At 73.6% G+C, this 26,590-nt stretch carries 22 protein-coding genes and 1 tRNA gene; 19 read left to right on the forward strand and 4 right to left on the reverse strand.

Going from position 1 to position 26,590, the window contains the following annotated elements; all coding sequences use genetic code 11:
• Window positions 1–301: 301 nt before the first annotated feature.
• Window positions 302–3,226, forward strand: coding sequence for an Rne/Rng family ribonuclease (locus FB462_RS06165; RefSeq protein WP_141860743.1), 2,925 nt, complete (start codon window positions 302–304; stop codon window positions 3,224–3,226).
• 1 nt (window position 3,227) lies between these two features.
• On the forward strand, window positions 3,228–4,088 hold the full coding sequence (locus tag FB462_RS17245; RefSeq protein ID WP_167510029.1) for a hypothetical protein: 861 nt from the start codon (window positions 3,228–3,230) through the stop codon (window positions 4,086–4,088).
• 132 nt (window positions 4,089–4,220) lie between these two features.
• On the opposite strand, the gene FB462_RS06175 is transcribed toward FB462_RS17245, so the two are convergent.
• Window positions 4,221–4,493: a DUF4031 domain-containing protein gene (locus FB462_RS06175; RefSeq protein WP_058741654.1), complete on the reverse strand. Its 273-nt coding sequence runs from the start codon at window positions 4,491–4,493 to the stop codon at window positions 4,221–4,223.
• A 179-nt stretch (window positions 4,494–4,672) separates the two neighbouring features.
• Here FB462_RS06175 and rplU point away from each other — a divergent pair, with 179 nt between their 5' ends.
• From rplU to FB462_RS06250, 15 genes are all read left to right on the forward strand, one after another.
• Complete coding sequence (rplU, locus tag FB462_RS06180) at window positions 4,673–4,981, forward strand: 50S ribosomal protein L21 (RefSeq protein ID WP_058741645.1); 309 nt, start codon at window positions 4,673–4,675, stop codon at window positions 4,979–4,981.
• A 14-nt stretch (window positions 4,982–4,995) separates the two neighbouring features.
• Complete coding sequence (rpmA, locus tag FB462_RS06185; protein ID WP_058741646.1) at window positions 4,996–5,247, forward strand: 50S ribosomal protein L27; 252 nt, start codon at window positions 4,996–4,998, stop codon at window positions 5,245–5,247.
• A gap of 86 nt (window positions 5,248–5,333) precedes the next feature.
• Window positions 5,334–6,842: a GTPase ObgE gene (gene obgE, locus FB462_RS06190; RefSeq protein ID WP_114849070.1), complete on the forward strand. Its 1,509-nt coding sequence runs from the start codon at window positions 5,334–5,336 to the stop codon at window positions 6,840–6,842.
• Between the two features lie 7 nt (window positions 6,843–6,849).
• On the forward strand, window positions 6,850–7,668 hold the full coding sequence (gene proB / locus FB462_RS06195; RefSeq protein ID WP_114849071.1) for a glutamate 5-kinase: 819 nt from the start codon (window positions 6,850–6,852) through the stop codon (window positions 7,666–7,668).
• Between the two features lie 137 nt (window positions 7,669–7,805).
• Entirely contained in the window at window positions 7,806–9,071 is a 1,266-nt protein-coding gene (locus FB462_RS06200; RefSeq protein WP_141860745.1) for a glutamate-5-semialdehyde dehydrogenase, read from the forward strand.
• 44 nt (window positions 9,072–9,115) lie between these two features.
• A complete protein-coding gene (locus tag FB462_RS06205) occupies window positions 9,116–9,316 on the forward strand; it encodes a hypothetical protein (RefSeq protein WP_058741649.1) in 201 nt (66 codons plus the stop codon).
• An 11-nt stretch (window positions 9,317–9,327) separates the two neighbouring features.
• Complete coding sequence (gene nadD / locus FB462_RS06210) at window positions 9,328–9,927, forward strand: nicotinate-nucleotide adenylyltransferase (protein WP_083519913.1); 600 nt, start codon at window positions 9,328–9,330, stop codon at window positions 9,925–9,927.
• Between the two features lie 293 nt (window positions 9,928–10,220).
• Entirely contained in the window at window positions 10,221–11,402 is a 1,182-nt protein-coding gene (locus FB462_RS06215) for a hypothetical protein (protein ID WP_141860747.1), read from the forward strand.
• A 126-nt stretch (window positions 11,403–11,528) separates the two neighbouring features.
• Complete coding sequence (gene rsfS / locus FB462_RS06220) at window positions 11,529–11,921, forward strand: ribosome silencing factor (RefSeq protein ID WP_114849200.1); 393 nt, start codon at window positions 11,529–11,531, stop codon at window positions 11,919–11,921.
• 120 nt (window positions 11,922–12,041) lie between these two features.
• A tRNA-Ala gene (locus FB462_RS06225) sits at window positions 12,042–12,114 on the forward strand.
• A gap of 111 nt (window positions 12,115–12,225) precedes the next feature.
• The gene (locus FB462_RS06230; protein WP_141860749.1) at window positions 12,226–13,149 is read left to right on the forward strand and encodes an aldose 1-epimerase family protein; all 924 of its coding nucleotides are present in this window, start codon (window positions 12,226–12,228) and stop codon (window positions 13,147–13,149) included.
• Complete coding sequence (locus FB462_RS06235; RefSeq protein ID WP_141860751.1) at window positions 13,128–14,645, forward strand: anthranilate synthase component I family protein; 1,518 nt, start codon at window positions 13,128–13,130, stop codon at window positions 14,643–14,645. Before FB462_RS06230 ends, FB462_RS06235 begins: the two co-directional genes overlap by 22 nt.
• Window positions 14,646–14,823: 178 nt before the next feature.
• Window positions 14,824–15,651 carry a hypothetical protein gene (locus FB462_RS06240; protein ID WP_229666833.1) on the forward strand — a complete coding sequence of 276 codons (828 nt, stop codon included), beginning with the start codon at window positions 14,824–14,826 and terminating at the stop codon, window positions 15,649–15,651.
• 62 nt (window positions 15,652–15,713) lie between these two features.
• On the forward strand, window positions 15,714–17,342 hold the full coding sequence (locus FB462_RS06245) for a DNA polymerase Y family protein (protein WP_141860753.1): 1,629 nt from the start codon (window positions 15,714–15,716) through the stop codon (window positions 17,340–17,342).
• 13 nt (window positions 17,343–17,355) lie between these two features.
• Window positions 17,356–20,766: an error-prone DNA polymerase gene (locus FB462_RS06250; protein WP_114849076.1), complete on the forward strand. Its 3,411-nt coding sequence runs from the start codon at window positions 17,356–17,358 to the stop codon at window positions 20,764–20,766.
• 18 nt (window positions 20,767–20,784) lie between these two features.
• On the opposite strand, the gene FB462_RS06255 is transcribed toward FB462_RS06250, so the two are convergent.
• Window positions 20,785–22,290: a sensor histidine kinase gene (locus FB462_RS06255; RefSeq protein WP_141860755.1), complete on the reverse strand. Its 1,506-nt coding sequence runs from the start codon at window positions 22,288–22,290 to the stop codon at window positions 20,785–20,787.
• Window positions 22,287–22,964, reverse strand: coding sequence for a response regulator transcription factor (locus FB462_RS06260; protein WP_058741664.1), 678 nt, complete (start codon window positions 22,962–22,964; stop codon window positions 22,287–22,289). Before FB462_RS06260 ends, FB462_RS06255 begins: the two co-directional genes overlap by 4 nt.
• A 250-nt stretch (window positions 22,965–23,214) precedes the next feature.
• Between FB462_RS06260 and FB462_RS06265 the strand changes: the two genes are divergently transcribed.
• Entirely contained in the window at window positions 23,215–23,733 is a 519-nt protein-coding gene (locus tag FB462_RS06265) for a hypothetical protein (RefSeq protein WP_141860757.1), read from the forward strand.
• Between the two features lie 119 nt (window positions 23,734–23,852).
• Here FB462_RS06265 and FB462_RS06270 read toward each other — a convergent pair whose 3' ends face one another.
• Entirely contained in the window at window positions 23,853–24,929 is a 1,077-nt protein-coding gene (locus FB462_RS06270) for an FUSC family protein (RefSeq protein WP_114849203.1), read from the reverse strand.
• Window positions 24,930–25,009: 80 nt separating this feature from the next.
• Here FB462_RS06270 and FB462_RS06275 point away from each other — a divergent pair, with 80 nt between their 5' ends.
• Entirely contained in the window at window positions 25,010–26,254 is a 1,245-nt protein-coding gene (locus tag FB462_RS06275) for a phosphotransferase enzyme family protein (RefSeq protein WP_141860759.1), read from the forward strand.
• Window positions 26,255–26,590: the final 336 nt, after the last annotated feature.

Consider the following 26,590-nt stretch of genomic DNA (forward strand, 5'->3'; position numbering starts at 1 on the left):
AGGTCGCGTGGTCCGCTGCGCGGCGAGCAGAGCTTTCCGGGCCCAGCCCGGACGATCAGGTGCGGTGAGAGCGCACCGTGGTCGGACGTGCGTCACTCCGACGCCGAGCCGCACGGGCCGGGTGCCCGACACGGATCGGTCGCGGACGACCTGAAGACGGCGCACACCGGTCACGAGAGCACGACGACGGGGGCGTGGACGCCGCCCGTCACAACCGAAGAGTTCCCGCGGCCACAGCGGTCGCGGACAGAGTTCCCGCCGCCCGTCAGGGCGCGAGCGGGGTCAAGGAGTGCACCAGGACATGGTGGAGCAGAACACCGACAACACGAACAACGAAGACACCACCCCGAAGCGTCGTGGTCGCCTGTTCGGCGGGCGTCGCGCCCGCTCGACCGGCCAGGAGGCCCGTGGTGACGTCGACCAGACGACGGACGTCGACGAGATGGTCGCGCTGACGGACGAGACGGCCGACGCTGCCTCGCCGGTCACCACCGTGGACGTCGACGGCACCGCGGTGCCGGTCGAGGTCGCCCCGGTCGCGGGCGGCTCGGACACCCCGGAGGCCGTCTCGACGGTGACGGGTGACCTGCCCGTCGTTGAGCAGCGCGAGGAGACGGGCACCGGGGAGTCGGGCACCGAGGAGACGAGCACCGAGGAGCCGGGCGCCCCGGCGTCGGGCACCGACGCTGCGACGGTCGCGGAGCCGAGCGCCGCCGCGGCGACCGGCGAGACGGACGCGCCCCGTGCCTCCCTCCCGTGGTCCGACGAGCCCGAGGGCGGCGAGCCGACCCCGGAGCCCGCCCCGGAGGTCGTCGTCCCGAAGGCGACGAGCACCCTCAGCCTGATCTTCCACGCGCCGGTCCTGCCGGAGCTGCCCGCGCGCTCCGCCCAGGACGACCGCTACGACGAGGACGACGAGCAGGGCGCCGGTCGGCGCCGGTCGCGTCGCCGCGGCACCAGCGCCGACCGCGAGCAGCGCGGACCGCGCGACCACCTCGAGCCGCGTCGTCGCGAGCCCGAGCTCATCACCGAGCCGCAGCGCATCAAGGGCTCCACCCGACTCGAGGCGAAGAAGCAGCGCCGCCGCGACGGGCGTGACGCCGGCCGTCGCCGCACGGTCGTGACCGAGGACGAGTTCCTCGCCCGTCGCGAGAGCGTCGACCGGCAGATGATCGTCCGGTCGAGCTCGTCGAAGATCGAGATCGGCGTGCTCGAGGACGGCATCCTCGCCGAGCACTACGTGACGAAGTCGCACAACGTGTCGCTCATCGGCAACGTGTACCTGGGCAAGGTGCAGAACGTGCTGCCCTCGATGGAGGCTGCCTTCGTCGACATCGGCCGCGGCCGGAACGCCGTGCTCTACGCGGGCGAGGTCGACTGGGCGTCGGTGGACACCGGCAACCACGGCCGTCGCATCGAGGCCGCGCTCAAGCCGGGCGACAAGGTGCTCGTGCAGGTCACGAAGGACCCGGTCGGCCACAAGGGCGCCCGTCTGACGAGCCAGGTCTCGCTGCCGGGTCGGTACCTGGTGTACGTGCCGAACGGCTCGATGAACGGCATCTCCCGCAAGCTCCCGGACACCGAGCGTGCCCGGCTGAAGAAGATCCTCAAGGAGATCCTCCCCGAGCGCGCCGGCGTCATCGTCCGCACCGCGGCTGAGGGCGCGACCGAGGAGCAGCTGACCCGCGACGTGCAGCGCCTGACGAGCCAGTGGGAGGCGATCCAGAAGAAGGTCGCCGCCGGCCACGCGCCCGTGATGCTGCACTCGGAGCCGGACCTGCTCGTGAAGATCGTCCGCGACGTCTTCAACGAGGACTTCACGAAGCTGATCATCGACGGCGACGCCGCGCGCGGCACGATCGAGGAGTACCTCGACGCCGTCGCCCCGGACCTCAAGGACCGCGTCGAGGTCTACGACGGCCCGGACTCCTTCGAGGAGTACCGCCTGAACGAGCAGATCGAGAAGGCCCTCGACCGCAAGGTGTGGCTGCCCTCCGGTGGATCGCTCGTGATCGACCGCACCGAGGCGATGACGGTCGTCGACGTCAACACGGGGAAGTTCGTCGGCTCCGGCGGCAACCTCGAGGAGACCGTCACGAAGAACAACCTCGAGGCAGCCGAGGAGATCGTCCGGCAGCTCCGCCTGCGGGACATCGGCGGCATCATCGTCATCGACTTCATCGACATGGTGCTCGAGTCGAACCGCGACCTGGTGCTCCGTCGACTCGTCGAGTGCCTGAGCCGCGACCGGACGAAGCACCAGGTCGCCGAGGTCACCTCGCTCGGCCTCGTGCAGATGACCCGCAAGAAGATCGGCGTCGGGCTCCGCGAGTCCCTCGACGAGGTCAACGCCAAGGTCAACGACAACAACGCCGACCCGGGGCCGACCAAGGGCCGTCGCAAGAGCCGCAGCGGTTCGGGCAACGGCTCCACCGGCGGCAACGGTGGCGGGTCGAACGGCGGCAACGGGTCGAACGGCGGCGGTTCCTCGTCCGGCACCGGCTCGTCGCACGCGTCGCAGGCGCACCAGATCACCGAGGACGTCAAGAACGCCCTCTCGCGGATCGCTGCCTCGACGCTCCCGCACGACGAGCCGCTGACCGGCATCGCCGCCCCGGCGCACGGTGCCGCGACGCCGGGCGCCGCGTCGGAGACCCCGCTGTCGCCCGTCTCGACCGCGACGCCCGCCTCGGCTCCGGAGGAGTCCGAGCAGCGGAACGGCGACCAGCCCTCGGGCAAGCGTCGTCGTCGCCGCGGTGGCCGCGGTGGCAACGGTGGCTCGGCGCAGACCGAGTCGACGACCACCGAGTCGAGCAGCACCGAGTCGAGCAGCACGGACGCCTCCGCCGAGGCGCCCGCTGCGACCCAGGATCCGGCCGCCGCGCCTGCTGTGTCCGAGCCCGTCATGGCGGAACCTGCCACGACGGAGCCGAAGGCCAAGGCCCCTGCTCGCCGCCGCGTCAGCTCGAGCGCGCCGGTGACGCCGACGGAGAACACCGTCGCGATCCTGGACATCCCGGTCGCGGTGACCCAGCGCGCTCCCCGCCCGGTCTCCGGCGACGCCGAGTCCCTGCTCGACTCCGTGCTGCAGGCGCTCCCGGAGCCGAAGCAGCCCGGCCAGGGCCGCTCGCGCTCGCGCCGGGTGTCCTCGCCGAGCATCAGCGCACCGGCGACGAAGGACGACGGCACGGACGGCGACGACGGCTCCGTGATCGTGGGGAACTGACGTGACGGGACCGGGGGAGCCGAGCGGGCAGCAGGACCGCGGGTACTACGGTGCGGGCTGGCAGCAGCCCGCACCGTCGGCCCCGGCGCCGCAGGGCGGGTACGTCCCGCCGCTGCCGCCCGCCCGGGGACCCCGGGACCGCGCCGAGGCCGACCCGCGTCGGGCCTTCGCACCAGGGGCCTCGCTCGCGAACACCACGGGCGCGCTCATCGCGGTCGTCTCGATCGTGGTCGTCGAGTTCGTCTCGGGGGTCTTCGGGCTCCTCGGGACCTCGCTCGTCGTGCACCCCTTCACGACGTCCGGCACCGGGGCGAGCCTGATCGGCAGCTTCGTCTCCGGGGTCTTCGCGTCCCCGTTCCCGTTCTACGCCGGGGCCTTCCTGGCGCTGGCGTTCCTCACGCCGATCGCGCGCCGCAGCCCGCTGCCGACCGTGCTCCTGCGGGCCGTGCTCGCCGGGGCGGCCGGCACGGTGGCGCTCGCCCTCGTCGGCGTGTTCACCGGGCTGTACGCGGCGACGCGGACCGGCAGCGGTGTCCGACTCGTCACCGACGTGCTGACCGGGCCGCTGCAGAACGGGGTGCCGTTCACGCTCATGCTGCTCGGGACCGCGACGGTCGCGTGGCTCTGGACCGGTCGTCCCCGCGGTGGCCGTCGTGCCCTGTCGGGCTCCGGCGGGCGTCCGGGGACCGTGCGGCCCGCCGACGCGGTACCCCCGGCGACCGTGCAGCAGCAGCCGCAGTACCAGCCGCAGCCGCACCACCCGCAGTACCAGCCGCAGGCGCCGCAGTACCAGCCGCCCCTCCAGCAGCAGCCCGGCCCGCAGGCATCCGACGGCCGCTGGGCGCCCCCGGCGCCGCGCTGACCCGACGAGCGCAGCCCCGACCAGCGCAGCCCCGACCAGCGCTGATGCGAGTCGCGCCGGTGGTGCGCTGCGCGCCGGACCGGTGTCGTGCCTCCAGGCCGTCGACCCCGCGGGCTGCGCAGCCCGCCGTCGTCAGCGCGCCCGCTTGTCCCGCTGCGCGACCCGCAAGCCGCTCCCGATGAGCCGGAGGACCAGCTCGCGGCCGGTCACGGCCGTCGCCCCCAGCGAGACGAGCTCGTCGTAGCGCGCGAGCGGCACGTCGTAGTGGTCGTGGTCGAACGCGCGGCGGGGGATCCCGGCCCGTTCGGCGAACGCGTGCAACTCGTCGTAGGATGCGTCACTGACGAGGTGCGACCAGACGGTGTCGTGGGCGGGCCACGTCGGCGGGTCGATCAACACGGTCACGCGTGCCATCGTACGTGTGTCGCCGTTTGACCGGACCCGTGGGCATCGAGTAAACTCGATCCCTGGTGTCAGCGGGCCGTTCTGCCTGCGTCGCCGATCGGGCCCGGCCTACCGGGAGCCGCTCGTGCAGAAGTGGGCACCCGAGACTTCCCTCAAGCAGAGTACGTAAGGATTTCCACGTGGTTTACGCAGTAGTGCGCGCCGGCGGCCGTCAGGAGAAGGTCGAGGTCGGCACGATCCTCACGATCGACCGTGCCAAGGCCGACGACAAGGGCAACATCGACCTCGCCCCGGTGCTCCTCGTGGACGGTGACAAGATCACCTCGGCGGCTTCCGAGCTCGCCAACGTGACCGTCACCGCCGAGGTGCTCGAGGACCTCCGCGGTCCGAAGGTCGTCATCCAGAAGTTCAAGAACAAGACCGGGTACAAGAAGCGCCAGGGCTTCCGCGCTGAGCTCACCCGCGTCAAGATCACCTCGATCGCGTAAGGCGGGAGTAGAAGATGGCACACAAGAAGGGTGCGAGCTCCACTCGCAACGGTCGTGACTCGAACGCGCAGCGCCTCGGCGTGAAGCGCTTCGGTGGACAGGTCGTCAACGCCGGCGAGATCATCCTGCGCCAGCGTGGCACCCACTTCCACCCGGGCGCCAACGTCGGCCGCGGTGGCGACGACACGCTGTTCGCCCTCTCGGCCGGTGCGGTCGAGTTCGGCACCAAGGGCGGCCGCAAGGTCGTCAACATCGTCAACGCGTAACACCGCGACGATCTGACTCTGCGGGAGGGGCGGGCCACGTGCCCGCCCCTCCCGTTCTTCGTTCTGCAGTACCTAGGAGTGGACCCATGGCGACCTTCGTCGACCGAGTGACCCTGCACCTCAGCGCGGGCAACGGTGGCAACGGCTGCGTGTCGGTCCGCCGTGAGAAGTTCAAGCCCCTCGCCGGACCCGACGGCGGCAACGGTGGTGACGGTGGCGACATCGTCCTCGTCGCCGACCCGCAGGTGACGACCCTGCTCGGCTACCACCGCTCGCCGCACCGTTCCTCGAGGAACGGCCAGCCCGGCATGGGCGACATGCGCAGCGGTGTGAGCGGCGAGACGCTCGAGCTCCCCGTCCCGATCGGCACCGTCGTGCACGACGAGGACGGCGAGGTGCTCGCCGACATGACCGAGCCGGGCATGCGCGTCGTCGTGGCCCCCGGCGGTCAGGGCGGTCTCGGCAACGCCGCGCTCGCGACCACGAAGCGCAAGGCCCCGGGCTTCGCGCTCCTCGGCACCCCCGGGTGGGAGGGCGACGTCAGCCTCGAGCTGAAGACCATCGCCGACGTGGCCCTGGTCGGGTTCCCGAGTGCCGGCAAGTCCTCGCTCATCGCCGCGATCTCCGCCGCGAAGCCGAAGATCGCGGACTACCCGTTCACCACGCTCGTGCCGAACCTCGGCGTCGTCGAGTCGGGGGAGTCCCGCTTCACGGTCGCCGACGTCCCCGGCCTGATCGAGGGTGCCTCGGAGGGCAAGGGCCTCGGTCTCGAGTTCCTCCGCCACGTCGAGCGCTGCGAGGCGCTCCTGCACGTCATCGACTGCGCGACGCTCGACCCGGGCCGCGACCCGATCAGCGACCTCGACGTCATCCTCGGCGAGCTCGAGCGCTACCCGGTGCCGGAGGGGCAGACACCCCTGCTCGAGCGTCCGCAGCTCGTCGCGCTGAACAAGGTCGACGTGCCCGAGGCCGCCGAGCTGGCGGAGTTCGTGACCGCCGAGCTCGAGGGCCGCGGCTACCGCGTGTTCCCGATCTCCACGGCCTCCCGCGCCGGGCTCCGCGAGCTGACGTTCGCGCTGGCCGACGTCGTCGAGCAGGCCCGTGCCGCCCGTCCGGCCGCGCCCGAGCAGGAGCGCATCGTGCTCCGCCCGAAGGCCGTCGACGAGAAGCCCTTCACCGTGCGTGCGGAGGGCGGCGAGGAGCACCGCTTCTACCGCGTCCGCGGCGCGAAGCCGGAGCGCTGGGTCGTGCAGACGGACTTCACCAACGAAGAGGCGATCGGCTACCTGGCCGACCGGCTCGCGAAGCTCGGTGTCGAGGACGGCCTGTTCAAGGCCGGTGCCGTCGCCGGGTCCACCGTGGTCATCGGTGGCGACGGCGGCATGGTGTTCGACTGGGAGCCGACGCTCACCTCGACCGCGGAGCTCATCACGAGTGCCCGCGGCACCGACGCCCGCGTCGGTGGTTCCTCGCGGCCGACCCGCAACGAACGGCGCGAGGAGTACTTCGAGCGCATGGACGCCAAGGCCGCCGCCCGCGCCGAGCTCGAGCAGGAGCGCGTCTCGGGTCTCTGGGCCGACGACGACGAGGACTGATCCCGGTATGACCGAAACGACCGCGCGCACCGACCTCGGCCCCGTCGCCGGGCGGCAGGACATCCCGCGTGCGCGGCGTCTCGTGGTGAAGGTCGGGTCGTCCTCGGTCAGCGGGGAGAACACGGCGCAGATCGCCGCCCTGGTCGACGCCCTGGCCGCGGCGCACGCCCGCGGGACCGAGGTGGTGCTGGTGTCCTCCGGCGCCATCGCCACCGGCTTCCCGTTCCTCGGGCTCGAAGGACGCCCCGACGACCTCGCGACCCAGCAGGCCGCGGCGGCGACCGGGCAGAACGTGCTGATGTTCCGGTACCAGAAGGAACTCGACCGGCACGGGGTGATCGCGGCGCAGATCCTGCTCACCGCGGGTGACCTGCAGAACCCCACCCACCGGGTGAACGCGCAGCGGGCCGTGGACCGGCTCCTCGCGCTCCGGGTGCTGCCGATCGTGAACGAGAACGACACCGTCGCGACCCACGAGATCCGGTTCGGCGACAACGACCGGCTCGCGGCGCTCGTCGCCCGCCTGCTCGGTGCGGAGGCCCTGGTGCTGCTGTCGGACGTCGAGTCGCTCTACACGCGTCCGCCGGAGCACCCCGACGCCGAGCCGATCGACGAGGTCCCGTTCGGCGACGAACTCGCCGGAGTGACCTTCGGCTCGATCGGCAAGGCCGGCGTGGGCACCGGTGGAGCGGGGACGAAGGTCGCCGCTGCGCGGCTCGCGGCCGAGGCCGGGACCGCCGTCCTCGTGACGGCGACGGCGCTCGTCGACCGGGCGCTGTCCGGCGAGCAGGTCGGCACGTGGTTCCACGCGGGGCCGCGTCCGTAGGTCGGTCCGGCCCGGCGTCGATCGGGCAGACCGGACGGGAGGCGCGGGTCACCCCCGGCGTGACGGGTCCCGTCACCGGCGTGACGGGTCCCGTCACCGGCGTGTCACGGGGGCAGGGGCCGCACTACGATCGTCCCATGTCGCTGACCGCAGCCGCCCCGACCCTGACCGACAAGCTCGTCGCCGCCCGCGCCGCGTCGTCGGCGCTCGCGACCGCGACGACCTCGGTCAAGGACCGCGCGCTGCGCGCGGTCGCGGAGGCGCTCCGTGCCGGGACGGCGGACATCGTCGCGGCGAACCACGGCGACCTCGTGGCGGGCGAGGCGGACGGGCTGTCGTCGGGCCTGCTCGACCGGCTCCGGCTCGACCCGGACCGCATCGAGGCGCTGGCCGCCGCGGTCGAGCACGTCGTCGGGCTGACCGACCCGGTGGGGGAGCAGGTCCGCGGGTCGCGGCTCCCGAACGGGCTGCAGCTGTCCCAGGTCCGCGTGCCGTTCGGTGTCGTCGGCGCGATCTACGAGGCCCGACCGAACGTGACGGTCGACATCGCGGCGCTCGCGCTGAAGAGCGGCAACGCGGTCGTGCTCCGTGGCGGTTCGGCGGCGCTCCGGACGAACGCGGTCCTGGTCGAGCGCATCCGGCAGGCCGTGTCGTCGGTGGGGCTGCCCGCCGACCTGGTCCAGACGATCGACGAGTTCGGGCGGCCCGGCGCCACCGAACTGATGCGCGCACGGGGGCTCGTCGACGTGCTCGTGCCCCGGGGCAGCGCGTCGCTCATCCAGACCGTCGTCACCGAGTCGACCGTCCCCGTGATCGAGACCGGCGCCGGGGTGGTGCACGTGTTCCTCGACGCCTCGGCACCCGAGGGCCGCGCGGTGGACATCGTCCTGAACAGCAAGGTGCAGCGCCCCAGCGTGTGCAACGCGCTCGAGACCCTGCTCGTGCACGAGCGAGCGGCCGATCGACTGCTGCCCGTGCTGGCCGACCGACTCCGTGCCGCTGGGGTCACGCTCCGCGGTGACGACGCCACGCGGACGATCGTGCCCGGTGTCCTCCGGGCGACCGAGGCTGACTGGGCGACCGAGTCGATGGACCTCGACCTGTCGATCCGGGTCGTCGCCGACGTCGACGAGGCGATGGCGCACATCGCGCGGTGGTCGACGCACCACACCGAGTCGATCGTGACCGACGACGTCGACACTGCCGAGCGCTTCCTCGCCGAGGTCGACTCGGCCGTGGTGATGGTCAACGCCTCGACGCGGTTCACCGACGGCGGGGAGTTCGGCTTCGGCGCCGAGGTCGGGATCTCCACCCAGAAACTGCACGCTCGCGGGCCGATGGGCCTGCCCGAGCTCACGAGCACCAAGTGGATCGTGCGCGGCCAGGGACAGATCCGCGGCTAGACTGAGCGGCGTCTTCCCACCCGACCGAACGGAGCACCGGACCGATGACCTTCCTCGCTGCAGCTGCAGAGACCTCCTCCGGGGTGCCCGCGTTCGTGTTCCCGCTCTGCGGGGCGCTGTTCTTCACGTTCCTCGGCTTCGTCACCTGGAGCTTCCGCGACGTCGCGTACCGTCACTCGCACAAGTTCGAGGCCACCCGCCACGACGAGACGGGTGTCGACGAGTTCGGTCACACCAAGCACTGACCCCCGGCTCGATGCTCGAGAGCACGGGGCGCCCACGCATCGGCGTGATGGGCGGCACGTTCGACCCGATCCACCACGGACACCTCGTGGCGGCGTCGGAGGTCGCGCGCGCCTTCGACCTCGACGAGGTCGTCTTCGTCCCGACCGGTCAGCCGTACATGAAGTCCGACGTGACGGACGCCGAGCACCGGTACCTCATGACGGTCGTGGCCACCGCGTCCAACCCGATGTTCACCGTGAGTCGTGTGGACATCGACCGCCCGGGGCCGACGTACACGGTCGACACGCTCCGTGACCTGCACGAACAGCGACCGGACGCGCAGCTCGTCTTCATCTCGGGCGCAGACGCCGTTCAGCAGATCCTCGACTGGAAGGACCACGATGGTCTCTGGGACCTCGCGCACTTCGTCGCGGTCACACGCCCGGGTCACGACCTGAGCATCACCGGGCTGCCGGAACGCGACGTAAGCTTGCTCGAAGTCCCCGCGCTGGCGATATCGTCCACCGACTGCCGCGACCGGGTCAGGCGCGGGTTCCCCGTGTGGTACTTGGTCCCCGACGGCGTCGTCCAGTACATCTCCAAGCACCATCTGTATCGGAGCGTTGCATGAGTTCGTCCGACGCGCAGCCGCCACTGTCGCGACGCCAGGCGCGCGAGCGGGAGCGTGCCGCCGCAGCGGGTTCGCAGCCCGTCACGCCTCCGCCGACCGTCGCCGCCCCCGACCGGACCGAGGAGCCTCGGCGTCGGCCCGGCTCGCACGTGGCCCCGTCGTTGAACGGTCCTGCCCAGCGACCGGTCCCGTCGGCGCCGGACTCGTCCGTTCCGTCCGCGCCGGACTCCTCCGTCCCGTCGGCGCCGATCGCTCCTGCGCCCGGGGGTTCCGCGCCGGTCCCGTCGGTGCCCGTGACCAGCGTGCCCGTGACGACCGTGCCGGCCTCGGCGACCGAGATCGTCCCCGGGACCGGCGGCATGACCCGCCGGCAGCTCCGGCTCCTGCGCGAGGCCGAGGGCCAGGCCGTCCAGCCCGTCCCGCTCCGTGCACCGACCCCGCAGTCGTCGGACCGGACCGTGCAGGACGTCATCGGGTCGGTCGACACCCTCGACCGCGGTGCCGACGGCGGACGTCCGCCCGGCTCGGCGCCGCAGCCCGCCGTCGTGCCGTCCGACGGCCGCCGTGACGAGGAGTCCGCGACGGATCAGGTCGCCGAACCCGAGTCCGACGTCCTGGACGACGCCGCGATCGCGCAGGCGACCGAGGCGGACGGCTCCCCGGACGCGATCGAACCCCTCAGCGAGGCCGCCGCGCACGCCGAGGAACCCCGACGACACCGGTCCACCTGGGCCGCGCACGACGACGAGACCCCTGCCGAGGACGGGTCGGTCGACGCCGCGCCCACCGCTGCGCCGCTGCCCGGGGCCCCCGCCGTCCCGAGCGTGCCGTCGTCCGCGACCCCCGGTGTCTTCCCGCTGTCGCTCGACGACGACACGAACGAGGTCCCGGTCCAGCAGCCGGCCGCCACGAGGGACCCCGACGACGAGCTCGACGCCCCGGCCGTCCCCGACGCGTTCCGTCGGCCGGTCGAGCCGAAGCCCGTGACGACGGCGTTCGCCCCGCCGACCGGACACTGGTCGCAGCTCGCGCACGACTCGAACGACGCCGAGGTCCACGACGAGGAGACCGGCACCCGCCGCGTCGCCGTGCACAACACGAACTCGATCGTCCTGCCCGACTCGGCCCTCGCGGACCCCACCGGTGCGCTGAACGCCACCGGCGAGGTCATCCTCACCGGGTCGATCGACCTGCCGGCGTCGCTGTCGTCGACCGGGTCGCACCGGCCGATCGACGGGGCCGAGGTCGACCGTCTGCTCGAGCAGCACGACGAGCAGCCCGAGACGGACGCCAGCCCGGTCCGGGCCAGCCGTGCGATCTCGAGCCACACGTCGACGCGCCAGGTCGTGCTCGCGGCCGCGAAGCCCAAGGAGTCCCGCACGCCGGTGATCCTCGGCGTGACCGTGGGGGCCGTCGGCGTCGCAGCGGCGGCCGTGATCATCGTCGCGCTCGTCACCACGCACATGGGCGGCTGACCCGGCCACTACCGTCCCGATCACCCACCCCGCTGCCCGGCCTGGCCGGTGTCGGCGGGGTGGCCTATGATCGGGTCCCATCACCGGGGCCCGCACACCGCGGGTCCGACCGACCGGAAGGACTCCGTGACCGCCTCCCCACGCGCACTGGAACTCGTACAGCTCGCGGCCACCGCGGCCGACGACAAGCAGGCAGAGGACCTCGTCGCCCTCGACGTGACCGGACCACTGCAGCTCACCGACGTGTTCCTGCTCGCGACCGGCCGGAACGAGCGCAACGTGCTCGCCATCGCCGACGAGGTCGAGGACCGCCTGATCCAGGCCGGTGCCAAGCCCCTCCGTCGCGAAGGACGGACCGAGGGCCGCTGGGTCCTCATCGACTTCGGCGACATCGTCGTGCACGTCTTCCACGAGGAAGACCGTCAGTACTACTCGCTCGAGCGTCTCTGGTCGGACTGCCCGACCATCCCGCTCGAGCTGTCGGTCGACCAGACCGCGGCCGCCGACCAGTCGGTCTGAGCGCCGCCCGCTCGCGACGCGCCCGGGTGACGAGGCCGATTTCGTCACCCGGCGTTCGCGTGGTGTACGCTTCCATGGTGCCTCCGGGAACGGGGACACGGAACACAGCAACACCCGTACGGGTCTGTGGCGCAGCTGGTAGCGCACCTGCATGGCATGCAGGGGGTCAGGGGTTCGAGTCCCCTCAGATCCACCCGAACACGACACGGAACAACCCCGTCGCTCACGAGCGACGGGGTTGTTCCGTTCCCGCCACCCGTACCCGTGCCCGAGGGCGTCCGGCGGCCCCACTACGCTGTTGCGCATGAGCAACGACGCGCCCCTGTCCGGATCCGCCCTGACGATCACCGCAGCCGGCTACACGGCCGAGATCGCCTCGGTGGGGGCGTCGCTCCGCACCCTCCGGTACGAGGGCCGCGACCTGGTCGTGCCGTTCGACGCCGACGAGGTCCGCCCGGCCTTCCGCGGCGCCGTCCTCGCACCGTGGCCGAACCGGGTCGTCGACGGTCGCTACACGTTCGGCGGCCAGGAGCACGAGCTCGCCCTGACCGAGCCGAAGCGGCACCACGCCCTGCACGGTCTCGTCGCGTGGACCGACTTCCGCACGGTGTCCCACGAGCCCGACCGGGCCGTCCTCGCCACCACGGTGGCCGCCCAGGAGGGCTACCCCTTCCGCGTGGAGGTCCTCGTCGCGTTCCACCTCGACGCAGACGGGCTCCACACCACGATCACGGGCACGAACACGGGCGGTGCCGCAGCGCCGTGGGGGACCGGGCCGCACCCGTACCTGGTCGGTGGGGCCGGCCGGGTGGACGACTGGACCCTGACGCTGCCCGCGGCCCGGGTGCTCGAGGTGACCGAGGACCGCCTCGCCCCGACGGGCCTCGCGGACGTGCACGACGCGTTCGACCTCCGCACCCCCACGCCCATCGGTGACCGGTTCATCGACCACGCCTTCACGGACTTCGACCGCGACGACGCCGGCACCGCCACCATCGTGCTCACCGCCGCCGACGGACACGGGGTCCGCGTCGCGTTCGGTCCGGAGTGCCCGTGGGTCCAGGTCCACACTGCCGACCACGTCGTACCCGAGTACCACCGCGCCGGCCTGGCCGTCGAGCCGATGACCTGCGCCCCCGACGCGTTCAACGCCGGCGCGGACGCGGGCCTCGTCGTGCTCGAGCCCGGTGCGTCCCACGCCGCCTCGTGGACGATCGCGGCGGTCTGACCGGAGCGCGGGTCGTCGTCCGTCGGCTGACCGACGGCACGGGCGCCGCGCCGGACCTCGGGGCGATGTGCGCCGCGACCCCGGCGGACGTCGTCTGGCTCGACTCGGCACTGCCGACCGGTGCGCCGGACACCGCCCACGATCGAGCCCGCTGGTCGGTGGTCGCGTGCACGGACGGGCCGTTCGCGACGCGCTTCCGGCACGAGGACCGGCTGGCCCACATCTCCGTCAGCCCGGCCGCCGAGCGCTGGTTCGACGGGACCCGGACCGAGGACCGGCCCGCCTTCGTGGTGCTCGCCGACCTGCTCGACCGGACGCCGCGGCTCGACGCCCCGGTGGACGGCTGCGGCTTCGCGCTCGGCTGGGTCGGGTTCCTCGGCCACGAGCTCGGCCGCGAGGTCGACGGCCCCGACCGGACCGCTGACGGCCACGCCGACGCCGACCTGCGGTTCGTCGACCGTGCGGTCGTCGTCGACGCGCGCGGTGGCACGTGGGCCCTCGCGCTCGTCGACCCGGCAGAGGCGGCGGCCAGCGCGGCGAACCGGGCGTGGCTCGACGCGGTGCCGGTGCCGGTCCCGACGACTGCAGCGGGATCGGCGGACGCCGCCACGATCCTCCCGTCCGGCACGGCGACCGGCCGCGTCCCGCGCGCCGCGTACGAGACGGCGGTCGAGGTCTGCCGTGCGGAGATCCGCGAGGGCAACGCGTTCCAGGTCTGCCTCACCACCGCCTTCGCGGTCGGCCTGGAGGCGCGGGTCGGGTCCGGCACGGACCCGCACCTGGACGAGTACCTGCGGCTGCGTGCCGTCGACCCCGTCCCGTTCGGCGCCTACCTGCGACTCGGCCCGCTGCGGGTCGCGAGCCGGTCCCCGGAGCGGTTCCTGCGCATCGAGGCGACCGGGCGCGTGGTCGCGGAACCCATCAAGGGGACCCGTCCGCGCGACCCCGACCCGGAGCGGGACCTGGCCGTGCGGACCGGGCTCGCGGCGAGTGCGAAGGACCGCGCCGAGAACGTGATGATCGTCGACCTGCTCCGGAACGACCTGCTGCGTTCGGCGCGGCCGGGGTCGGTCCGGGTGGAGCGCCTGTGCGACGTCGAGACGTACGCGAGCGTGCACCAGCTGGTGTCGACGGTCACGGCGGTGCTGCCGGACGGGACGTCACGGGCCGAGGTCGTGCGCGCGGCCTTCCCGCCTGGGTCGATGACGGGCGCGCCGAAGCCGAGCGCGTCGGCGATCGCGGACCGGCTCGAAGGGGCGCCGCGCGGGGTGTACTCGGGGGCGATCGGGTACTTCTCGGCGGACGGCTCGGTCGACCTGTCGGTGGCCATCCGCACACTGGTGACGGTCCTCGACGACGCGGGCGCGGTGCGGACGAGGACGTTCGGGGCCGGGGGTGCGGTGACGTGGTCCTCGGTGGCGGCGGACGAGGCGGACGAGGTCGAGGCGAAGACGCGGTCGGTGTTCGGCGGGCTGGGGATCGTCGGGCGCTGGTAGGGGCGCGGGCGCGGGCGCGGCGGGCGTGCGCGTACGGGTGCGTACGCGTGTGCCGGGCGGGTGCGTACGCGTGTGCGCGGGCTGGTACGTGCGTGCGCGCAGGTGCACTCGGCGTGTCGAACGGGTGTTCGATCCGGTTGTCCACCGGATGTCGGACCCGGTTGACATCATCGAACACATGTTCGAATATGAGGGCATGCAGACGGCGGCGGCACTCCGGTCGCCCGGGTCCCCGCGGCAACCCCGGCGGGAGTCGACCGGGCCCGCCGGTGCTGCTCGCCCGAGCCGTGTCGACCACCTCGGGGATGCTCGTGCGGCGCTCGACCGCATCACCGCGCTGCGCTCCCGGGTCGCCGAGATGGAAGCCCCCCGGGTCGACGTGCAGGGCCTGCCCACCGCGTCGGCGCTGCAGCCCCTGCTGCCGGGCGGTGCGATCCGTGTCGGCGGTTCCTACGCCGTGCAGGAGTCGGTGCTGCTCGCGATGACCATGCTGCAGGCGGCCTCGGCCGAGGGGGCCTGGTGTGCCGTGGTGGGCGTGCCGTCCCTCGGGGTCGAGGCCGCGGCCGCGATGGGGATCGACCTCGAACGCCTCGTGCTCGTCCCCGACCCGGGTGACCAGTGGCTCACCGTGACCGCAGCGCTCGTCGACGTCGCGCAGGTCGTCCTCACCCGGCCGCTCGGGCGCGTGGTGCCCGGTGACGTCTCCCGGCTGGGTGCCCGGCTCCGCCAGCGCGGCGGGGCGCTCGTCGCGCTGGGGGCCTGGCCGGGCGCGGACGTCACGCTCCGGGTGACCGACTCGGTGTGGAGCGGCATCGGCGACGGACACGGACACCTGACCGAGCGTCGGGCCACCGTCACGGCCTCGGGACGCGCGGGGGCCGGACGTCCGGTCAGCGCCGACCTGCTCCTGCCGGCGGCGGACGGCGCGGTGCGTGCTGCCGATCCGCTGGCGGCGGCCGGGGCGTCCGACACGCGGGTGCTCCGCCCGGTGGCGGTGGCCTCGTGAGTCCGCGCGGCGGCGGGCGCACCCGGACGACCGGACCGCGCGTGGCGGTGCGGGGGAGCGGTGTGCCCGGACCCGCGACCGTCCGGGCCGACGCCGTCGCCCGCGGCGGGGCCCTGCCGGAGCCCCCGCCCACCCGGACGGTCGTGCTGTGGTGCCCGGACTGGCCGGTGATCGCCGCCGCACGGGCGGCGGGGACACCACCGGACCAGCCGTTCGCCCTGGTGGTGCACGGGCAGGTCTTCGCGAGCTCCGCCGCTGCTCGGCAGCAGGGGGTGGTCCGCGGGCTGCGGGTGCGCGAGGCGCAGGCACGCTGCCCGGAGCTCGTGGTGCAGCCGTACGACGACGCGCTCGACCACCGGGCGTTCGAACCGGTGATCCGCGCGATCGAGGCGGCCGTCCCCGGGGTCGAGGTCCTGCGACCAGGCACGGTGGCCCTGCGCTCCCGCGGCCCGGCGCGGTACTACGGCGGCGAACGTGCGGCGGCCGCGACGCTCGCGGGCATCGCGGCCGACCACGGGGCGCCCGGGGTGCGTGCCGGGGTCGCCGACACCCCGTTCGCCGCGGAGCAGGCCGCCCGGGCACGCCCGGTGCGCCCCGGCGAACGCGTGCGGATCGTGCCCGTCGGGGGATCCTCGGACTTCCTGGCCGACCTGCCGCTCGGGGTGCTCGGCGACCCCGACCTGGCGATGGTGCTCGGGCGGCTCGGCATCGCGACGCTCGGGGAGTTCGCGACACTCGGCGACGAGCAGGTGCGTGACCGGTTCGGGGTCGCCGGCGCTTTCCTGCACCGGCTCGCGGGCGGCCGCGACCCGCGCGAGGTCGCCTCGCGCGCGGTGCCCCCCGAGCTCCGGGTCGAGGCGTCGTTCGAACCGCCGCTCGACCGCGCCGACCAGGTCGCGTTCGCGTTCCGACGGTCGGCGGACGACTTCGCCGCGCGGCTGCGGTCCGCGGGGCTCGTGGCGACGACGATCCGGGTCGGCATCGTCGACGAGCGCGACCTGTTGCTCGAGCGGACCTGGGTGCACCCCCGCTGGTTCGACGCGGCCGACGTGGTCGACCGGGTGCGGTGGCAGCTCGCCGGCGGGGTCGACCCCTCGGGACTCGAGGCACCGGTGGTGCAGGTCGTGCTCGAACCGGTCGCGGTGGACGACGCCGCGAACCACGAGCGTGGGCTGTGGGGGACCGGTCCCGACGAACGCGTGCACCACGCCCTGGCCCGCGTGCAGGGGCTCGTCGGGCACGACGGGGTCGTCACACCGCGGATCGGCGGGGGCCGCACGCTGGCCGAGCGCGTCGTGCTCGTGCCGTGGGGCGACGCGCCGGCCGGGGGCGAGCGTGCCCTGGCGACCGTCCGTGACCGTCCCTGGCCCGGCAGGCTCCCGGGACCGCCACCGGCGACCGTGCTCGAACGACCGCGCCCGGTCGACGTCGTCACGGCGGACGGCGGCACCGTCGACGTGGACGACCGCGGGGCGCTGACCGGAGCCCCGGAGCGGTTCCGGGCCGACGGGGAGCGCGGCGGCGGCTTCGCGTCGGTGACGGCGTGGGCGGGACCGTGGCCGCTCGTCGTGCGCTGGTGGGAGTCGGGCGGTCGTCGACTGCACCGTCTGCAGCTCGTCGACGAGGGCGGCCGGGCGTGGTACCTGGTGCTCGCCGACCACCGCTGGTGGGCCGAGGCGGTCGCGACGTGACGGAAGGTACCTGATGGGCTACAGCAACCCACCCATCCCGTGGTCGCAGTTCGAGCGCGCGCTCTCCGACAAGCGCCCGGACGCGGCCCACGCCGGTGACGGCGGCGACAGCCCCGCGTGGTCGCGGAAGCGCTCCCGCTACGTCCCGCCACCGCCGCCGTCCGACGACGGCGACCCCGTCGTGCCGTACGCCGAGCTGCACGCGCACTCGACCTTCAGCTTCCTCGACGGTGCGAGCGGACCGGAGCACCTGGTCGAGGAAGCGGCGCGCCTGCACCTGCACGGGCTGGCGCTGACCGACCACGACGGGTTCTACGGTGCCGCCCGGATGGCCGAGGTGGCCGAGGCGTACCCGACCGTGTCGACGGTCTACGGCACCGAGCTGTCCCTCGGGCTGACCGGGCCGCAGAACGGCGTCCCCGACCCCGAGGGCACGCACCTGCTGCTGCTCGCGGACGGTCAGGACGGCTACCACCGGCTCGCCGGAGCCGTGACGCGCGCGCACCTGGCCGCCGGCGCCGAGAAGGGCCGGCCGCGGTACGACCTGGACGACCTCGCGGCGCAGGCGGACGGGCACTGGCGGGTCCTCACCGGCTGCCGCAAGGGGACGGTGCGGCAGGCCCTCGAACGTGGGGGCGAGTCCGCCGCGGACGAAGCCCTCCGGGCGCTGCTCGACCGGTTCGGCACCGCCGGGGTCGTCGTCGAGCTCACCGACCACGGCGATCCGCTCGACACGGCCCGGAACGACGTCCTGGCCGGGCTCGCAGCGCGGCACGCCCTGCGGGTCGTCGCGACCGGGAACGTGCACTACGCCACCCCCGACCAGTTCCCCGTGGCCACCGCCCTCGCCGCGGTGCGTGCACGGCGCAGCCTCGACGAGATCGACGGGTGGCTGCCGGCTGCCCCGACCGCGCACCTGCGCTCCGGCGCCGAGATGGCCAGGCGCTTCGCCCGGTACCCGGGAGCGGTCGCGACGAGCGTCGAGCTGGCGGACGAACTCGGCTTCCGACTGCGGACGGCGAAGCCCGGGCTGCCCGACGTCGAGGTCCCCGAGGGGCACACCACGATGACGTGGCTCCGGGAGCTCACCTGGCGCGGGGCCCGCCGGTTCTACCCGGGCAGCGCGGACGGCGTCGACCCCGTGAAGCGCGAGCGCATCGAACGCGAGCTCTCCGTGATCGCCGACAAGGACTTCCCGGGCTACTTCCTCATCGTCCGTGACATGGTGCAGTTCGCCCGCGAGCGGGGCATCCTGTGCCAAGGGCGCGGGTCGGCGGCGAACTCGGCGGTCTGCTACCTGCTCGAGATCACCGCGGTGGACTCGATCCGCTACGGGTTGCCGTTCGAACGGTTCCTGTCGGCGATGCGCGACGAGGAGCCGGACATCGACGTCGACTTCGACTCGGACCGCCGCGAGGAGGTCATCCAGTACGTCTACGACAAGTACGGCCGGTTCAACGCCGCGCAGGTCGCGAACGTGATCACCTACCGGCCGAAGGGCGCGGTCCGGGACATGGCGAAGGCCCTCGGGCACAGCCCCGGGCAGCAGGACGCCTGGTCGAAGCAGGTCGAGCGCTGGGGGTCGGTGACCGAGAGCCAGGACCACGACATCCCGGACACGGTCGTCGACATGGCGCAGCAGGTCCTCGGGTTCCCGCGGCACCTCGGCATCCACTCCGGGGGCATGGTGCTGACCGACCGTCCCGTGGGCGAGGTCGTGCCGATCGAGCACGCCCGGATGGACGGTCGCACGGTCCTGCAGTGGGACAAGGACGACTGCGCGTTCATGGGGCTCGTGAAGTTCGACATGCTCGGCCTCGGCATGCTCGCGGCCCTGCAGTACTCGTTCGACCTGGCGGCCGAGCACTGCGGGGAGCGGTGGGACATGCACTCCATCCCGAAGGAAGAGCAGGGCGTCTACGACCAGCTGTGCCGCGCGGACACGATCGGGGTGTTCCAGGTAGAGTCCCGGGCGCAGATGGGCACGCTGCCCCGGCTGCTGCCGCGGCGGTTCTACGACCTGGTGATCGAGGTCGCCCTCGTCCGACCGGGGCCGATCCAGGGCGGCGCGGTGCACCCGTACATCCGTCGACGGACCGGCGAGGAGCCCATCACCTACATCCACCCGTCGCTCGAACCCGTGCTCGAACGGACGCTCGGGGTGCCGCTCTTCCAGGAGCAGCTCATGCAGATGGCGATCGCGGTCGGCGGGTGCTCCGGCGACGACGCCGACCTGCTCCGTCGTGCGATGGGGTCGAAGCGGGGCCTCGAGAAGATCGAGCGACTGCGCGAGAAGCTCTACGCCGGGATGGCGGCGAACGACATCCACGGCGAGGACGCCGACGCCATCTACGCCAAGATCCAGGCGTTCGCGAACTTCGGGTTCGCCGAGAGCCACTCGATCAGCTTCGCCCTCATCGTGTACGCGAGCGCGTGGATGCGTCTGCACTACCCGGGGGCGTTCCTCGCCGCGCTGCTCCGCGCCCAGCCGATGGGGTTCTACTCGCCGCAGACCCTGGTGGCGGACGCCCGGCGCCACGGTGTGCAGGTGCTCCGACCCGACGTGCTGCGCTCCGGGGTCGACGCCACGCTCGAGGCGCTGGGCGACGCCTCCGGGGCGACCGGCGACGATGCGTGCACGGCGGAGGAGCAGCCGCCCGTGCTGCCGTTCGACCCGGCGACGCCCGACGACACCGCACGGCACCGTCGCGACGGCGCGTACGCGGTCCGGCTCGGGCTGGCCGAGGTCGCCTCGCTCGGCAGGCGGAGCGCCGAGACGATCGTCGCCGAGCGCACCGCGCACGGACCCTTCACGGACATGTCCGACCTGGCCCGGCGGGTCCGGCTGACGACCGCGCAGCTCGAGGCCCTGGCTGCCGCCGACGCGTTCGCGGGCCTGGGGATCGACCGGCGGAGCGGGATGTGGTCGGCCGCCCAGGCCGCGGCCGAGCGTCCCGACCAGCTCCCGGGCACGCAGGTCACGGTGCAGCCGCCGCTGTTCGGACAGATGACGAGCGGTGACGTGCTCATCGCCGACATGTGGTCGACGGGCATGACCACCGACGACCACCCGGTCCGGCACGTCCGGGACCGGCTCGTCGCCCGCGGGGTGCTCAGCGTGCAGGACACCGCGACGGCGGAGACCGGGCGCCGGGTGGAGGTCGGCGGCATCGTCACACACCGACAGCGTCCGGCGACGGCGTCCGGCATCACGTTCATGAACGTCGAGGACGAGACCGGTCTCGTGAACGTCATCTGCAGCGTCGGCGTGTGGGGACGGTACCGCCGGGTCGCGCGGGAGTCACCCGCGGTCGTGGTCCGCGGGATCCTCGAGCGGTCGCCGGACGGGGTGGTGAACCTGGTCGCCGACCGGATCGAGCACCTGCCCCTGGCGGTTCGGACGCGCTCGCGCGACTTCCAGTGACCGGCGCCCGGCCGGAGGTCAGCCGCGCGATGCCGGCTCGTGGACGGCGGGGATGCGGATGGTGACCTCGAGCCCACCGGAACGGACGTTGCGGAGGGTGGCCGTGCCTCCCGCCCGTTCCGCGATGGCGCGCACGATCGCGAGCCCGAGGCCGGAGCCGCCCGGCATCGGGACCGCGCCGGTCGCGGGGTCCGGGTCGGGGCGCGAGGTGCGTGCCTCGTCCGGACGCGTGAAGCGGTCGAACGCGACCGGGATGAACGATTCGGGCACACCGGGACCGTCGTCGGTGACCTGCAGGACCCCCTCGGTCCCCTCGGTGCGCCACGAGACGAACACGCCGCCGCCGCGGGGGAGTGCCGCGACGGCGTTGCTCGCGGTGTTCGTCACGAGCTGGGCGATGCCCCCGGTGTCGAGTCGGTAGCGGGGCTCGTCCGTGCCGCCGGCCGACGACGGGGGCTCGAGCTCGAAGTCGACCGTGACGTCCTTCGTCGACGCGATGAGCCGCACGCGGTCGACGGCGGCCATGACCTCGTCACCGAGGTCCGTCCAGGCGGCGAGCGGTGGCGGTCCGCCGTCCTGTTCGCGGCGCTCGGACTCCTCGATGCGGGACAGGGTGAGCAGGTCGTTCGCCAGGCGGGACAGCCGGGCCACGCTCCGCTTCGCGCGGTCGATGTGCGCCGCGAGCGCCGTGGCGTCGTCCGCATCGAGCGACGCGAGGTCGAGCTGCGTGGTCAGGATCGCGAGGGGCGTCCGGAGCTCGTGGCTCGCGTCGGACACCATCTGCCGCTCGCGCTCGGTCGCCTGGCGGGTGCGCGCGAGGAACGCGTTCAGGGTGGTCGCGAGCGAGGCCAGCTCGTCCTGCGCCGGACCGACCGGCAGCTCCGCGCGCTCGGGCGCGACGGAGAGCCGCTCGGCCTCGCGGCGCATCCGGTTCACGGGGCGGAGCGCCGTCGTCGCCAGCACCCAGGACGCGATGCCGAAGGCGATGAGGATCGCCAGACCGGTGAGCGACAGGGTCGTGGTGAGGTCGTCGACGACGATGGCCTCGGCCTGCGAGTTGCGTGCGGCGACGACGGTCCACCGCCCGGCCTGGTTCACGGGGTGCTCGATGACGACGCAGTACTCGGACCCGGCGACGTCGACGAGCGACGCCCCGGCCGGCCGTGCGGTCAGGCTGCCGAGGGCCCGCTCGACGCTCTCGGGCATCGTCGACAGCCGGATGTCACCGGACGGGGCGACGACCGCGACGAGCTGCAGGTTGCCGGGGGCCGACAGGTCCGGGTCGCTGTCGACCTCGAGGGTGGCCACGTACGGGTCGACGTCGGCGTCGAGCAGCGTCCGCGTGGCGCTCGCGACGACGCTGACGACCTGGAAGCGCATGACGAGCACGAGCAGCAGGATCACCACGGCGGCGATCGCCGTCGAACCGATCGTGATGCGCGCCCGCAGCGAGAGCACCCGGAGGGGCCGGGGCAGGCCGCGCCCGACGCGGCCGACCCCGGAGACGGGTGCCGACCCGGTCACGCCCCGAGCAGGTCGAGCCGGTAGCCGCGGCCCCGGACGGTGGAGATGGCGACCGTCGCCTCGTGCGAGGTCAGCTTCTTGCGGAGGTACGAGATGTACTGCTCGACGACGTTCGGGTCGACGTGCTGCGAGCCGTCCCAGACCTCCTCGAGGATCTTCGGCCGGTCGACCACGGTGCCGACCGAGCGGGCGAGGAGCCGGAGGAGCGCGAACTCCGTCGGGCTCACGGCGACGCGCTGGCCCTTGATCGAGACCCGGCGGGCCTCGGAGTCGATGGAGACGTCCCCGACCTCGATCGTGCGGGGTGCACCCGCGCTCTCACGGCGGCCGAGTGCGCGGAGCCGGGCGGTGAGCTCGGCGAAGGCGAACGGCTTCGTCAGGTAGTCGTCGGCGCCGGCGTCGAGCCCGAACACCCGGTCGTCCACGGCGTCGCGGGCCGTCACGAGCAGGATCCGCACCGGGTCCTCGCGCTCGCGGATGCGGCGGGCCAGCTCGAAGCCGGACATGCCCGGCATCATCACGTCCACGACCGCGAGGTCGAAGCCCTGCTCGCCGAGGGCGATGAGCGCCTCGACCCCGTTCTCGACCGCCGTGACGCGGTACCCCTCTGCCGCGAGCCCACGCTCCATGAGCGCGCGCATCTCGTCGTCGTCCTCGACCACCAACAGGCGCATGATCGACCTCCTCTCGGCCCATCGTGGCATCGAACGGGGCAGTCGGGGCGGTACCGGCCCCGGAGTCGCTGAATCTCGTCACATGATCGCCCCGGAGGCACCTGGGAACGGGGGTCGCGGCGCGCCCCGAGGCCCGCGGACGAGGGCAGAACGGTCTGTCCCGCGGAGTGGGGTGGTGAAACCCCTACAACGCGTTGCTATGGTTCCCCCGGACGCGGCGTACCCGACGCAGCGTCCGAGTGGGGGCACCATGAACGACCAGTCGGACCACCCGGCCTTCGTCCGCCTGCGTGCGGAGCTCGACGCGGCCTGGGACGGCCTCGACGTGCTCGGCGAGCTGGAGGACGGTGGGCGCGAGCGTGTCGTCGCCGACCTGTTGACGAGCGTCCCGGACGCCGCGAGCCGCGCGGCCCGGGAGACCGATCCCGAGGCGGTCGTGGCGGAGGTGCGTCGCCGGCTCGTGCCGGACGCGCCGACGAGCGACCGGGCGCCGGGGGAACCGGGGCTGCGCGACGACCTCGTGCGCGCCGCCCTCGCGGCAGCCACGGCAGCCGAGCCGACGAGCACGGACCTGGCGAACTCCGGGCCGACGCGCGCCGACCTGACGCGCGCCGGGCCGACGGACGCTGAGCCGACGCCTGCCGAGCCGACAGCTGTCGAACCGACGAGCGACGAGCCGACGAACGCTGGCCCGGTCCGGGCGGACCTGCCCCGCGTCGCGACGAAGCTCGTCGACGAGCCGACGCACGCCGAACGCGCCGACGCCTGACCTGCCCGCGCCGGGACCGATCACCGACGACGCGGCGCGACCAGCTGCCCGAGCGCGCCCCGCGCCCGACCAGCGGCCCGACCAGCGGCCCGACCAGCGCCCAGCACCACGGGCCCGCGTCAGTCGTCCTCGCCGAGCAGCTCCTCCCGAACGCGCCGGATGTCCTCGAGCAGTGCGCCGATGAGCACCCAGTGCTGCGAGTTCGGCCGGACCACCCGCAGCGGTGCCGTGAGCGCCGGCGCAGCGGCCTCGGCCGGGTCCGGTCCCTCGTCGAGCGCCGCCGTGCCGTCCGGAGCGTCGATCCGGGTCGCCTCGACGCGGGCGCTCAGCGCACGGACGTCCGCGCCGATCCGGGCGACCTCGGTGGCGATGCTCCCGACGACCGGGTCGGAGCGGAGTCCCGGCGCGGTGTTGTCCCGGATCGCCCGGGTCATGCCGGTGACCCGCGTCACGAGGACCCGCAGGTGCTCGGCGACCGCGACGTCCCGCTGCAGGATCGTGCGGTGCCGTCCGCCCCGGGGGTTCATGGTGAGCGACTCGCCGGCGGCGGTGAGCGAGGCCTCGGCCCGGGCGTGCTGCTGCCGGAGCGCCCGCGCCTGCAGCAGTGCCTCGTGCCACCGGTCGTCGTCCCACCCCTCGGTGAGCCCGATCGCGATCCGCTCGAACGCCGCGGCGGTGTCGCGTGCGAGCCGGGCGACCGCGAGGTGCGCGGGCTCGAGCAGCACCGGCGGGACGATGAGCGCGTTCACCACGAGCGCGACGACCGCGCCGATCACGGTCTCGAGGATCCGGTCGGCCGAGTAGTTCGGCGTGACCACCCCGGCGGTGAGCACGAGCATGCCGCTGATGCCGACCTGGGTCGCGGACGTCGGGGTCAGCCGGAGCGCCCAGCTGAGCAGGATCGCGAGCACGATCACCACGAGCACGACCCACACGGCGTCGCCGAGCCACAGGTGGAACCCCGTCGCGAGCACCACCCCGAGCACGACGCCGGCACTGCGCTCGAGGCCCTTGACGAAGGACTGGTTGATGCTCGGCTGCACGACGAGCAGCGCGGCGATCGCGGCGAAGGTCGGGAACGGGCCGTCGATCACGAGCCGGCAGAGCAGCACGGCGGCGACCACCGCGACCGCGGTCTTCACGACCTGCAGGAACGGGGTCCGGCTGGAGCTGCGGAGTCGCGAGACCGGGTTCACGTCGACCACGCTAGCCACGAGCCGCACGCCGAGCCGTGCACGATCGCGACGAATCCGCACCGGCACGGTTGACTGGTCCCGTGTGGCCCAACCATGAGCGCGTCATCCCGCAGGCCTTCGCCGGCTCCGGGACCTCGGTCGTGGCCGCACGGGCGCACTCCGTCGAGCCGTCCGGCAACGGATACCTGTACGGCTACGAGGTCGACACGGTCGACCGCGCCGGCCAGCGGTCGACCGTCCTGACCTACGTCGACACCGGCGGGGCCCACGACCAGAACAGCGCCATCGTCACCGACCCGGCGACCGGCGACCCGGTGTCCGTCTGGGCGTACCCGAACGACCCCGGCCTGCCGGTCCTGCCGCAGGTGACCTACCGCGACGCGGTGGCCGAGCTCCTCGCGGGCATCGGCATGCCGGTCACCGACCCGACGCTCTCGGTCGCCGCCTACCGTCCGGGCAAGCGCGCGGTGGTCCGCGTCGACGCCCCCGAGCGCACCCTCTTCCTGAAGATCGTCCGCCCGCACCGCGTCGCCCCGATCGTCGAGTCGCACGAGCAGTTCGCGGCGGCCGGGCTCCCGGTCCCGCGCGTGCTGTCGAGCCGCGGCGACGGGCTCCTCGTCCTCGAGCGCATCCGCGGCGTCCCAGCCGGCAGCCGCATCACCGAGATCGCCGACGACCCGCGTTTCGTCGCGTCCCTCGCGGCGCTCACGGGACGGATCGCGGCGGTGCCGATGACGCAGCAGGCCCGTGCGGACGCGATGGACCACGCCGACTGGCACCGCCGGACCCTCGTCGCCGCGCTGCCGCAGGACGCGGTCGAGATCGACGCGCTGTACGACGACATCGGTCGCCGCTCGATCGGGTGGGGCAGCGCGCCCCGGCAGGTGGTGCACGGGGACCTGCACCTCGAGCAGGTCTTCGTCGACGAGGACGAGCCCTGGCGCATCTCCGGGCTGCTCGACATCGACACCGCCGGCTGGGGGTTCCCGGTCCGGGACATCGGCGCCGTGGTGGCACACCTGGTCGTCACGGGGTTGTGGCACCGGTCGCGCGGCGACGCGGAACGGGGTGCCGCGGCCGAGCGGCTCGCCGACGCGGTCGCCCGCGACTGGGTCGCGCGCAACCCGGCCGAGTCCGACCGCATCGGTCCGGCGATCGGTGCGCAGCTCCTCGCGCACGCCGGTGGGCAGGCGACGACGGGCTCCGCGAACGGCATCGCCACGGCCCAGCAGCTCCTCGCTGCCACGCGTGCGGCGCTCGCCGAGGCGGCTCCCGCGCTGCCGTCGGACGGGCTGGTCCGTCCGCGGTCGGCCCCCCAGGTCTGACCGGCGGCCGGCCCACCGGGCGAGGTCGCGCGGTGACGCGGCGACGGACGGGAGGCACGTGGCGGCGCCGCCACGTGCCTCCCGTCCGGCGCCTGGTCACCCACGCGACGCGCGCGGGTCGCGTGGAGTCGCCGGTGTCGGCGGTGCGGGAGTAAACTGCCCAGAGCACGCACCGCGTGCCCGCGTGCTGCGTCGATTCCGGATGCGGCGGTCGGTCGCTTGACCGACGCGGGGACCGGATCCGTGACCGCCCAGCAGGGCGTCGCGTGCGTGCGACGGCGCCGGATCCCGGCGCGGACCGTCGTGTCCGACACCGAGTGGTGTCACGGCGGAACG

Source organism: Curtobacterium citreum (assembly GCF_006715175.1).
In the GTDB taxonomy this organism is placed as follows: Bacteria; Actinomycetota; Actinomycetes; order Actinomycetales; family Microbacteriaceae; genus Curtobacterium; species Curtobacterium citreum.